Annotated in this window: 6 protein-coding genes; 2 read left to right on the top strand and 4 right to left on the bottom strand. The window is 40.2% G+C overall.

The window, feature by feature from the left end:
* The 3 genes from FRX97_RS04755 to fbp all read right to left on the bottom strand — a co-directional run.
* On the bottom strand, positions 1-5,314 hold a 5,314-nt coding region (locus tag FRX97_RS04755), incomplete at its 3' end, for a hypothetical protein (protein ID WP_223266562.1).
* 315 nt (positions 5,315-5,629) lie between these two features.
* Positions 5,630-8,968 carry a transcription-repair coupling factor gene (gene mfd / locus FRX97_RS04750; protein ID WP_147013929.1) on the bottom strand — a complete coding sequence of 1,113 codons (3,339 nt, stop codon included), beginning with the start codon at positions 8,966-8,968 and terminating at the stop codon, positions 5,630-5,632.
* 5 nt (positions 8,969-8,973) lie between these two features.
* Positions 8,974-10,002 carry a class 1 fructose-bisphosphatase gene (gene fbp, locus FRX97_RS04745; RefSeq protein ID WP_147013927.1) on the bottom strand — a complete coding sequence of 343 codons (1,029 nt, stop codon included), beginning with the start codon at positions 10,000-10,002 and terminating at the stop codon, positions 8,974-8,976.
* 40 nt (positions 10,003-10,042) lie between these two features.
* On the opposite strand from fbp, the gene FRX97_RS04740 reads away from it, so the two are divergent.
* The gene (locus tag FRX97_RS04740) at positions 10,043-10,531 is read left to right on the top strand and encodes a GNAT family N-acetyltransferase (protein ID WP_147013925.1); all 489 of its coding nucleotides are present in this window, start codon (positions 10,043-10,045) and stop codon (positions 10,529-10,531) included.
* A complete protein-coding gene (locus FRX97_RS04735) occupies positions 10,518-11,777 on the top strand; it encodes an aspartate kinase (RefSeq protein WP_147013923.1) in 1,260 nt (419 codons plus the stop codon). The genes FRX97_RS04740 and FRX97_RS04735 overlap by 14 nt, the downstream gene beginning before the upstream one ends.
* On the opposite strand, the gene FRX97_RS04730 is transcribed toward FRX97_RS04735, so the two are convergent.
* On the bottom strand, positions 11,764-12,696 hold the full coding sequence (locus FRX97_RS04730; RefSeq protein ID WP_147013921.1) for an NAD(P)-dependent oxidoreductase: 933 nt from the start codon (positions 12,694-12,696) through the stop codon (positions 11,764-11,766). The genes FRX97_RS04735 and FRX97_RS04730 overlap by 14 nt on opposite strands.
* Positions 12,697-12,718 lie beyond the last annotated feature (22 nt).

The raw sequence follows: 12,718 nt of genomic DNA, 5'->3' as shown, positions 1-12,718 counted from the left end.
CGTTGCTTCCCTTAAAATGTAGGATGTTGCCCAAACTGGCTCCACTTTCAGTGTGCAGCACATAAAGTAAGGTGTCGTCCGAGTCGAGGACATAATCGGAAGTAGCTTGCGCAATGAGTCGATCTCCAATACAAGCAAAAAGGGTGTCTTGCACAAGACTACCAGCATCGCTAAGACAAGGACAACCATAGGAAGTGCGAAGGGTATCGGAGAACCCACAACCACTTTGATCGCTAAATCCAAACTTGTAGGCTTGTCCGGAGTTAAGAACCGGTGTGGTATAGGGCAATGAACCGACGAGCTTACCATTAACGGTAATGGAAGCGGGGTCTCCACCGCGTACATCGATTACAAATTGGTAATTGGCTCCGTTGTTCAAACAAATGGTATCGATTACCGAAGCGCGAAGGAAATCGGAGAATACAATAGAAACGGTATCGTGATCTACACATTGAGCCGAAGCTTCTTCTCTCCAGATGAGATCGTAAGTGCCGGAAGTACCCACGCTAACGCGGGAGTTGGGCTCTTGAGCATCTTCGTATACCACAGACCCCGAACCGTTATAAATCCAGAAGCTACGGTTTTTAGGTCCACTTACCGATGGAGTGGCATAAAGTTTAGCCGAAGTCCCACAAAAGAGTGAATCGACTCCAGCGTTGGCTTTGGGCTGCTCGAAGAAGGTCGCAAAAACAGTATCGCGAGAAACGGGACAAGGTGCATTGGTTTCTTCCCAAATGAACTGGTATTCACCCGGCTCGGGAACAAAGGCAAAGGTTTTCGATTGCTTGTTATTGGAGAAGGTAAAAGAACCGTCTGAAGGCAGTCGCCAAGCTCCTTTTCCAAAGGAAGGGGTCGCATCGAGTTGGGTGAAACTTCCACATACCTCTATAGGACTGGGCCCTGCATTGGCAAAGGGTTGTTTTTGTTCATCAATTACCAAGCTTCCTTTTAGGACCCTTCCAGGGCAATTTCCTCCAATATCTGTTGCTTTGTTAATCTGGTACAATCCTTTTTGGAACAGCTCAATTTTTCTGGAGTTTCCTGAAATTAAAATAGGTGATGAAGGTATGGGAACACCATCTCGCAAAATTTCCAATTCAAAAGGTCCTATCCCGTTGGTAACGGTTATTTCCCAGTCTAAACTAGCTCCTTCACAGATTTTTTCAATAGGTTCTTGAGCATGGGAAATAATTGGCCTGGTTTGAACATCAATTTGTAGTTCGATATTAATATTCATACTACAACCTGCAGGTGAACTCCCCGAGATTGTATGGAATCTATACAGGGTGGTTTCGGTAGGATTCAACTGAAGAATACCGTCATTATTAAGCTGAGTAACTGAAATGGGGTTTGAACCCGAAGAGGAAATAGCCTGGCCTTGTAGGGTAAATGGACCAAATCCATTTATGGAATATGCAACTTCCGCTATTTCTCCCTCGCAAATCGTAAGGTTGGAAATAGGAAAATTTAGTGTTGGATTAGGGAAAAATTGGATAGGGGTACCACTGTTTAGGGAAACACAGGTGTCCAAAGGTGAGATTCCATTTGGTGATCGATCCCCAGAGATAGCTGAAATAAAGTAATTTTTACCAAACTCCATACCCTGGTGATATTGAAATTCAGGTACGGAATTGCTATCTATGATGTTACCCAAAATAATACCCGCTCGGTCGTGAAGGATGTAAAATAAAGTATCCTCAGGCTCAAGGAAGGAATTAGAACTTGGAGATGTTGTAGCTAATTCATCTTCGCAAAAATATTTTGGACTGAGGTCCATGGTTCCAGAAAAGGTTGCGCATTCGCAATATTTTCTTGGTTGACGCATAAAAACGGCATCAATATCTGGGCAATTAGATCCATCATAAAAATGATAGGAATATTCAACCCCGTTAGGAAGGGTATCTGCTCTATGCATTGAATTGGGCGCTGGAGCTCCCGATTTTTCTAGGATGCCATCAACATAGAGGTCGTATTGGTAATTAGTACCGTCCCCACCTGAAATTGAAATTACTGGAATAAATCCAAGGAAGGTTACACTATCCTCCTTTAAAATACAATCCTCCAAAATGAGGTTGGCCGTGATAGGTTCGTAAACTTTAATTTCAACTTTTTCCTGGCCTAGGTACTCGCATTGTAGGTTGTTTTTTTCCTGGAGGTGGGTAATTCTATACGTGTTGGCCTCGGAGAGGATAGTGGTAAACTGATAATTATTTCCGAAAAGGTTACCTATTGGGCCAAATACCTTTCCATCTTTATCTTGTATCTCAAGACTAAATGGACTGTTTCCTATAATTTGAGCATTGATTTCAACCAAGCTATCCTTACAAAGAATGGAGTGATCCGAGGTCAGCGTTACCTCCGGAGCGTTGTGAACGGTAAGTGTGGCCAAGGAGCTATCATAAGGGCAAACCCCAATATTTTCCACCAGATAACGAAAGTTATATTCAGCGGTATTTCCGTTCGAAACAGCACTGGCTGAGAAAAAGAAGTTTTCAAATCTTAAATCCGTTGTAATTATGTTTTTCCAGGAACCTGCTTCCGCATTTTCATTGGAAATAATGGAGAAAAGATCGAGAGGGTTTTCATTTTCACAGATGCTGGTATCTCCATCTAGTCCAGCGGATAGAAATGGATCTATTTTTATTAGGAAGGTAGCTGTGTCTGGAGGGCAAATAGTGTTTGGCCTAACATAAAACACGGTGTAATCCCCATTTAGTTCAGCGATATTTAGAATGCCGGAATTGTTCAGGTATTTTGGATCCAATCCAAAGCCTGACAGCCATACACCGTTGGAATCTATATGCTCATTGGTAAGGAATTCTTCAAGATGGATGAGAGAATCTACGCTACATCGAACGATAGAGATTACGGTGTCTCGCCTTATCTTATTTTCAATATTAACGCTTACCATGGCTGAATCCGCCCCACAAGCACCTGATTGGGTATACTTAAATTTGTATTTCCCCGAAGGCATGTTTAGGATAGTTAGTTCATTGTCTTGGAAGACGGATTCGGGTATGCTTGGGGGCTTGTTTTCCCAGTTCCAAATTCCAAGGAAGGTATTGGCAGAATCTAAAACTCCATCAAATAAATCAACAACTGTATCTTGACTACATACATTTAATTCGGTACCAACCAACTGCTTTGGGACCTCCCCTGTATATCGATAAACATGGATGGTGTCTGAATTTGGTTGGCAGGGGTCAAAAAGTCTAGTATGTCCTTCTTCAATTACAATTGAATAAGTACTATCATCTAATCCAAATTTCTGGCTATTGTGCCCACCACCGATTATTCCTATTTCCCATTCCTCATAGGTTAAGTTTTTAATTTTTAGGGTACTCAAATTTGTATCGCAAAGTGGCAGGCTATCAGGACTGAGTAATTCATATTCATTCTTTTTTCTGTAGAACTGGATTTGTAGGGAGTCGATAATGGTATTAACCCCACAAAACTCATAGATATTAAGAGTTTCATGTCCAGTGTAGGTAAAATTGAGAATTGAATCGGTTATGTTTTTAACCTTTAACAGGTTTTCGGTGCTACCAGCTTCCCTGACTTTAATATTCCAAGGATTACCGGTAAGGTTTTTAATGGTTATTGAATTACTTTCTCCATCTTTACAGAAAAGAAGGCTATCACTAGTTAAAAGTGAAATCCCGCCCGAGCTGTTATTGAAAATAACAGGGACCAATAGGGTGTCACCCCATTCACAACAACCATCTTTGTACCCGATTAATTTTAGATTAGTTGATTCCGAAAAAGAGAAGGAACTGCTAGGACAAGATGCACAGGATACCGATGTTGTGTTAGTGTCAATAATCCACTGGTAATTATCAGCACCATTAGCATTAAGGGTAATATTTCCTTTTTCACAGTGATTTATAAAAATGGTGTCATTAGTTCCTTCACTTATAGAAATATCAATTTCACAGGGGTCATCGGCTAACAGGAGGTCACTGTTTGTAGTTGATGCCAAAAGTGAATTCGGAGCAACATTTGTCATTGAAACAAATTCATTATTTGGAGTTATGTCCACTATGCTAACCGAAAGATTATCATATCGAACATCACAATTGGAGGTGATTTCTCCAAGACGATTTAACTTCATTAGATAATTTTGAAATACTTCTGATCCCAAATCCCTAGAAAAAGAAAATAAAATCTGTCCCCCTAAAATGGTTATTGGTTTTGCAGGTATGGCAGCGGGTACTGATTGAATGGTCAAACTTTTTGATGGTGCCAGAGCGTCACTGTATTTTTTTGCCCAAACCAGATTGCCATTCCAATCCAATTTTATTAAAACCAAGGATGAAGGAGGGGCCGATTGGAATTGTTGGTAGGTTGATCCATAAATTAACATTCCATCTTCTAGTTGCACGAAATCACGAATTCTTGTAGCTCCACGTTGATCGATACCGTCAATTTTTTTACACCAAATAGTATTTCCATCTGGAGTTAATTTACTGACCTTTAAATCGTAAAAATTATTTCCTCCACCGCTAATACCTAGTGCAAAAACCGTATCATTTTTTGCAAAAGCACCTCGGCCATAATTTCTACTTTGCTCGTTGGAATTATTATATAAAGTAGTAGTCCAAATGGGTGTTAAAGAGGTGTCAAATTTTGTAACAACAGCTCGGTAGGCATTCACTGAGGAACCACCACTGCCTTTTGTATGCCTTCCAGTTGCATAAATGAATGTCTCTGAATTTTCATTTTTCTCTATCGTTAGTGAGTTATAGGTCTCATCTTTTTGAACCGAAAATCTTTTTTGTTCTACAATTGTTCCGGTGGTTTCGTTTAATTTATAAATCGTTGCATCATTGTCTGGAGTATTGATTAATACTCCGGTTGCATAGCAGAATGGACCATTAGTGCACTCAATACCATATAATTTGGAGCGCGATTGAGATTTTCTTTTCCAATTAATTGATTTGGAAATGAGGTCAATAGACCAGATACAGCTATTATAGTCAGAATCATATGGGGCTGCGCCATCATCTAAACCAACTAGTATAATTGCGGAAGTGTCACTATTAAATGCCGCATCCAATGGTATTAAAACAGTGGGAGACCTTACGTGCCACTGGTCAATAAAATCTCCATCTTCATCAAGTAGAATTAATTTAAGGCCAACTATATCAAATGAAATGGTATAGGTGTTACCACCTGCAAGCCCCAAATTCAAGGTGTTTCCAGTCCGAAATTCCGGATCATCTAAAATCCTGCTGTAGGTTTTTTCCTGCGCAAACTGAAAATTGGTAAGACCAAGAAAAAGAAAAAGAAAAGCTAAAAATCTAGGAAAATGCATGAATTTAGTCGTCAGGAGGTAAGACTATTATGTTTTAAATATTTAAAAACGGATATAAAATTAAGTCAAATTCCTTACAACTAGTAATTATTGATTTCGATAATAAAATGGGGTAGCCCATTTGGTCTCTTTTTTTTGAGGTAGATTAGTTTATCGACTTATTTTTCCAAAGATGTGGAATGTAGTTAGTGGTGCCTCTCCTTTACGCCATTGAAGGACGATGGCTGGTAACAGAAATTTATTCTCCTCTACCTATCCCCTTAGTAGCACCATTGTTTCATTGATCCACCGCTAAATTGCTACATTATTAATAGGCTACACCAACGCTTCAACCTGCAATGGCGCCAATGCATTTAAGGCCTTTTTTACCGTATTAATCCCTTCGAAAATCATATACAGCTTGCCGTTTTTTTCCTTCAACTTGCAATTTTTGCCGCTGGCAACAAACTGTAGTATTTTGGTAAAGGCTTCGGATTGAAAGTACATGGAGTCCTTGTCGGCGATGAAGTAACCTAACATCTTGCCACTTTTGATTTTAAGCCTTTCAAATCCAATATCCTTACCAAGCCATCTCAATCGCAAGGTGTCCAAAAGTTCCATGCTTTCTTCGGGGATATCTCCAAATCGGTCTTTTAGCTGCTCTTCAAACTGCTTTAGCGTATCCTCGTCTTCAATATCATCCAATTCCTTATATAAACTGAGGCGCTCGGTAATATTGTTTACATACCAATCGGGAATGAGAAGTTGTAAATCTGTCTCGATTACACATTCCTCAATAGGATTTGCTGCTTTGGCTTTATTCTCTTTCTCAAATAGGTCTTTGAATTCGGTTTCTTTAAGCTCGCGAACAGCTTCATCTAGTATTTTCTTATAGGTTTCAAAGCCCATGTCGTTAATGAAACCACTTTGTTCACCGCCCAACAAATCTCCTGCACCGCGGATATCTAAATCTCTCATGGCAATGCTCATACCACTGCCCAAATCCGAAAACTGAACCAGTGCTTGTAGTCGCTTTCTTGAGTCGTCTGGAAGCGCGTGAAGTGGAGGCGCAATTAAATAGCAAAACGCTTTTTTATTGCTTCGTCCTACTCGTCCACGCAATTGGTGTAAATCGCTGAGACCAAAATTTTGAGCGTTGTTTACCAATATGGTATTGGCATTGGTAATGTCTATTCCCGATTCAATAATTGTGGTGGCAACCAATACATCGAAAAGGCCATCGGTAAAATCTACCATTACCTTTTCTAGTTTGGTTCCATCCATTTGGCCATGTCCAACGCCCACATTCACTCCAGGACAAAGACGTTTTATCATCCCTGCCACTTCCATTATGTTTTGCACTCTATTGTGGACGAAAAATACCTGCCCACCTCTAGATACCTCATAAGTTATGGCATCCCTAATGCGCTCCTCTGAAAAAGGTATGAGCTCGGTGCTTACTGGATAACGGTTGGGTGGGGGAGTGTTTATGATGGATAAATCTCTGGCTCCCATCAGCGAAAATTGTAAGGTTCTCGGGATAGGAGTTGCTGTAAGCGTAAGGCAGTCTATATTGGCTCGAAGTGTTTTTAATTTATCCTTTACGGCAACACCAAATTTCTGTTCCTCATCTAAAATTAGAAGCCCTAAATCTTTGAATTTTACGTCTTTGGATATGATTCTATGGGTTCCAATAAGGATATCAATTTTTCCGTCGGCTACATCCTTAAGAGTATCCTTATTCTGTTTTGTGGTTTTAAATCGGTTTACGTAATCCACTCTACAAGGGAAATCCGCCATTCGGGCTTTGAAACTTTTGTAGTGCTGTAAACTCAATACGGTGGTTGGGACCATTACGGCAACTTGTTTGCCATCGGTTATTGCTTTAAAGGCTGCACGGATGGCGATTTCGGTTTTTCCGAATCCAACATCACCGCAAACCAACCTATCCATGGGCATTTCACTTTCCATATCGGCTTTTACATCTTGGGTAGCCTTAAGTTGATCTGGAGTATCCTCGTATATAAATGATGCTTCTAATTCATTTTGTAGATAAGTGTCTGGAGCGTAGGCAAATCCTTTGGCAGCCTTCCTTTTGGCATATAGCTTTATAAGGTCGAAAGCAATTTCTTTAACCTTTTTCTTTGTCTTGCTTTTTAAGTTCTGCCACGCCTGCGATCCCAACTTATTTACTTTGGGAACATTACCCTCTTTTCCTGTGTACTTCGAAATCCGGTGTAGGGAGTGGATGGATACGTAAAGTATATCGTTATCCCTGTACACTAGACGGATGGCTTCCTGCTTTTTCCCGTCAACGTCTATAGTTTCAAGCCCCGAAAATTTACCTATTCCATGATCTATATGGGTAACGTAATCGCCAGGCTCCAGCTGACTTATTTCTTTAAGGGTAAGAGCTTGTTGGTTCTTCTTAAACCCTTCTTTTAGCCTAAACCTATTGTACCTTTCAAATATTTGGTGGTCGGTAAAGCAAACTAAATTGATATCCTCGTCTTCAAATCCTTCCGCTAAACCAAGTGGGATAGGGGTGAAGTTTATTTCTTTTTGTTGATCTTCAAATATGCGGTAAAGGCGCTCAACCTGCTTACTATTGCTACAGACGATTACATTATCGAAAGCCTGTTCAGCTCTTTTCTGGAAATGCCCATCCAGCAGATCGAAATTTTTGTTGAAACTGGGTTGGGGTTTTTGATTAAAAACAATGGTTTCCTTTGCCATGGGGTGATTTAACCCAAATTCTAGGGTAGTAAACTTTACCACTCCTTTAGCAAATTCCTCCCCCGTAACATTTATCTCGGCTGGAAGTAATCTTTTGGTTTCACCCTCCAATTTCTCGAATTGCTTTTGGACTAGCTCCAGGCTTTTTTCAATTTTTCCTATGCACAATTCGGTACTTTTAATCCAAAGAACCGTTTCTTCTGGAATGAAATCCAAAAAACTCTCTCTTATCTCAGATAGTTTCTCACTTTGAACATTGGGAACAATTGTGGCTTTCTTAACCTTTCGAACCGATCTTTGATCTCCTGGATCAAAAAAGCGTATGGATTCTACCTCGTCGCCAAAAAGTTCTATTCGGTATGGGTCTTCTTTAGCGAAGGAGTATATATCTATAATTCCTCCCCGAATTGAAAATTGCCCTGGTTCGTAAACGTAATCAACTCTTTCAAATCCAAAGCCGAGTAGAAATTCATTAATAAAGTCGGTATCGTAGCTTTCTCCAACGGAAAGGGCGAGGGTGTTTTGACTTAACTTTTTCTTGCTAACAACCTTTTCGGCAAGCGCCTGTGGGTAGCTAACTATGGTAAACGGTTTACCAGATGCAATGCGGCTAAGTACTTGGGCGCGCATTAAAACATTAGCGTTATCGGTTACTAGCTCCTCGTAGGCCAATTTGCTTGAGTCTGGAAAGAAAAGAGGTTTTAGATCGGGATCTGTATTTTCGAGATCATTTAGAAAATAAGCGGCTTCCTCTTTATCATTTAGAACAAATACGTGGTTTTTGTTGGATGATCTGATAGTTGCTTGGGCTACCATGGCAGCTCCAGATCCAACCAATCCTTTTAAACCAAGATGTATGCCTCTTTCACCAATTTTCCGGTTTATTAACTCGGTTTTCGGGTGAAGAATAAATTTTCCTAGAAGATCGTTTACCTGCATTTACTTTATCCCAGCGCCTCTGTTTTTTCGGATGAGGCAATGTGTTTTACCGCTTCATCCACCAATTTTTTTGAACCAATAAATAGCGGACATCTCTGGTGTAACTCGGTAGGATGAATGTCTAAAATTCTTTTGTTTCCATTAGATGCCGATCCACCTGCCTGCTCAATTAAAAAAGCAAGGGGATTCGCTTCATACAATAGCCTTAATTTACCATTGGGAGCCGATTTTGTTCCTGGGTAAATATATATTCCACCCTTCAATAAATTTCTGTGAAAATCCGCAACCAAAGAACCAATGTAACGGGCACTCATCGCTTTTCCGTTAATGTTCTTATCACTTTTACATAGGTGGATATAATTCTGAAGTGCTGGTGAAAACTGGGTGAAATTACCCTCGTTTATGCTGTAAATTTTACCTCCCTCAGGGGATTTTAAGTTAGGGTGAGATAGGCAGAAAAGCCCCAATGACGGCTCTAATGTGAATCCATTAACTCCATTACCTGTAGAAAAAACCAACATGGTAGAGGAGCCGTAAACAACGTATCCAGCTGCAACCTGACGATTTCCTGGCTGTAAAAAATCTTCCATTGCAACTTCACTTCCTATAGGGGTTACCCTTCTGTATATTGAGAAAATAGTTCCAATAGAAACGTTCACGTCAATGTTCGATGATCCATCTAAAGGATCCATCATAACAATGTACTGACCGTCTTTACTCAATCCATGCTCGGCCCCTAAAAAGTGATCATTTTCCTCGCTTCCAATTCCACAAACCACTTTCTGAGATGCCATGGCCTCGATAAATCTATCGTTGGCATAAACATCTAATTTTTGTTGCTCTTCTCCCTGAACATTGGTGCTTCCTACTGCTCCTAAGATGTTGTCGGTTAACCCAGCGCGGTTTACCTCGCGGTTTACAATCTTCGCCGCTATTTGGATAGAGCTTAGTAATCGACTTAGATCACTAGTTTCGTATGGAAAGTCTTTTTGGTTGTTTATGATAAACTCGGAAAGCGTGGTTACTTTTGCCATGGAGAAAATTTTGTGCGAAAATACGAAAAGCAAGGGGTAAATGAGCGAAGAGATAAGGATTAGACCCGCGAAAGTGGAAGATATGGATCAGGTTTTGGGTCTAATTAAAGAATTGGCTTTATACGAAAATGCTCCTCAGGAGGTGGCAATAGATACTACTACCCTTAAAAATGATGGCTTTTCTACTAACAATTGGTTTTCCTGTATTGTAGCTTGTGAGCAAGAAAATATAGTTGGATTTGCTCTGTTCTATAAAAAATATTCCACCTGGAAAGGTAAAGCACTGTACCTGGAGGATCTGTGTGTTAGCGAACCGTATAGACGCAAAGGGATAGGAGCGATGTTATTTGAATCTGTAGTGAAAACTGCAAGCGATTGGAATTGCCAACGCATGGAATGGCAGGTGTTAGACTGGAACGAACCGGCAATTAATTTTTATAAAAAGTACCAAGCAGATTTAGATCCAGAGTGGATAAATGGAAAGCTTTTTCCAAAGGATTTTACAAGAATTTTAAATGGAGGTATATAAATTCGGAGGCGCATCGGTTAAGGATGCAAAAGGGGTGATAAACCTTGGAGATATTATTGCTCAGCACGGTGGTAATAACTTGTGGGTGGTGGTGTCTGCTATGGGGAAAACCACCAATGCTCTAGAGGAAGTTTTCGATGCATGGCACCGAGGGAATACTGCAGAAGCTTCCGAGAAAATAAGTGTAATCCGCAACCAACATCACGAAATAATTAAAGGGGCATTTACAGGCCTTTCTTGCGAGCCCGTAATTAACGACGTTAACGAGTACTTTAAGGCCCTCGAAAAACTTGTAAAAGAGGATCCATCGGATAACCAGGCGGCTAATTACGATGCAGTTGTTTCCTTCGGGGAAATGGTTTCTACCCGCATCGTATATCAATATCTAAATTTCAGAAAGTTACCGGCACAATGGTTAAATGCAAGCAAGATTGTCCGTACCGATAGAAACTTTAAAAAAGCCAATGTTGTTTGGGAAAAAACAGCCGAAAAAGTTACCAGCATTAACCATACTTACCCGGATAAAATAAAAATAACACAAGGATTTGTGGGTGGAACAGAAGAAGGACATGTTACCACTCTCGGAAGGGAAGGTTCTGATTTTTCTGGTGCAATTTTGGCCTTTTGCTCCAATGCTAGTGCATTAACCATTTGGAAAGATGTGCCCGGCTTGCTTAATGCCGATCCTCGTTTGTTCGAGTCCACTGTAAAGTTGGAGGAAATTAGCTACAAGGAGGCTTTGGAGTTAAGCTATTACGGGGCATCAGTAATTCATCCCAAAACGGTAAAGCCACTTCAGAATAAAAGTATTCCGCTTTATATTAAACCTTTTTTATCTCCAAAGGAAAAGGGGTCTAAAATCCATCAAACCGAGCACTTCGATACCGATATCCCTTCCTTCATTATCAAACCTAATCAAAAGTTATTATCCATAAGTACTCGAGATTTTTCTTTTGTAGTTGAAGAGCACCTCACCGACTTATTCGCGGCCTTTCATAAACATCAGATCTCAATTAATCTCATGCAAAACTCAGCGATAAGCTTTACAGCTGCGGTTGATGGAAATTGCAACTTGGAGCCACTTATCGAGGAGTTGAAAAACCGGTATAAGGTGTTGTATAACGATGGGGCCGAATTAATTACCATCCGCCATTTTAATCAAGAGGTCATTGATCAACTTACTCGCGGCAAGGAAATTTTGGTGGAGCAAAAAACTAGATCTACCGTCCGGTTTATTTGTAAATAGACAAAATTTGATCTAGTAATATATCGGCCATCTTTTGGTTGGATTGGTGAGTCCACCCCGCTATATGAGGGGTAATAATTACGTTGTTTAAACGCAATAATTGACTTAAAACGGCATCTTTTTTAATTCCTTCAAAAGATGCTTTTTCTCTATCTAAAACATCCAATGCTGCACCGAGAATTTTACCACTTTGCAATCCCGCAAGTAAATCTTCGCTTACAACGTGTTTTCCACGCGCTGTATTAATTAGATAGAAAGGATTAAGCATTTCTTGGATAAATATTTTGGAGATGTAACCCAGGGTTTCATCGCTTTGAGGAAGGTGCAGGCTAATTATGTTACACTCCCTTTTAATGGTGTCTAGGTCTACTTGTTTAACAAAATTGTCCGTTACTTCTTTGTAGGGATCGTTTACTAAAATATCACATCCAAAAGAACTTAGTCTTTTCGCGAGGGCAGAACCCATGTAACCATATCCAATTATTCCTACGGTTAGTGACTCCAATTCTGTTCCCCTATTTTCTGCTCTTAACCAAATGCCATTTTTTACTTCGTTCGTGGCACGGGGAAAGTGGTTTAAAAGTGATAGGACCATCCCCATGGCATGTTCGGCAACGGCCGTCATGTTTCCCTCAGGAGCTTTAAAGCATTTAATTCCTTTTTCTTGGCAATATTTTAAATCGATATTTTCCATTCCAGCACCAAAGCGGGCAATGAATTGAAGTTTGGGAAAGGTGGATATTAGTTCGACGTTCATTGGCACCCGGCTGCGCACTACCAGTCCAATAGCATTGGTATAAGATTTCTTTAAATCTAAATAGGAAACCCTACTAACATCCACACAGTTAAAGCCCTCATTTGTAAGCCGTTCTTCTAGTGAAGGATGAACTTTGTCTATGAATAATATCTCCTGCTCCATAATGATTAATGTCGACCAACTT

This window comes from Luteibaculum oceani (assembly GCF_007995015.1).
Classification (GTDB): domain Bacteria; phylum Bacteroidota; class Bacteroidia; order Flavobacteriales_D; family Luteibaculaceae; genus Luteibaculum; species Luteibaculum oceani.
The sequence above is the reverse complement of the archived record's forward strand: the minus strand, read 5'-3'. Positions and strand labels throughout refer to the sequence as shown.

What these genes read in the sequence shown, in the direction of transcription:
- mfd (WP_147013929.1), bottom strand. Translation starts at nt 8,968, where the DNA reads ATGCAGGTAAACGATCTTCTAGGAAAATTTATTCTTCACCCGAAAACC.
- fbp (WP_147013927.1), bottom strand. Translation starts at nt 10,002, where the DNA reads ATGGCAAAAGTAACCACGCTTTCCGAGTTTATCATAAACAACCAAAAA.
- FRX97_RS04740 (WP_147013925.1), top strand. Translation starts at nt 10,043, where the DNA reads ATGAGCGAAGAGATAAGGATTAGACCCGCGAAAGTGGAAGATATGGAT.
- FRX97_RS04735 (WP_147013923.1), top strand. Translation starts at nt 10,518, where the DNA reads ATGGAGGTATATAAATTCGGAGGCGCATCGGTTAAGGATGCAAAAGGG.
- FRX97_RS04730 (WP_147013921.1), bottom strand. Translation starts at nt 12,696, where the DNA reads ATGGAGCAGGAGATATTATTCATAGACAAAGTTCATCCTTCACTAGAA.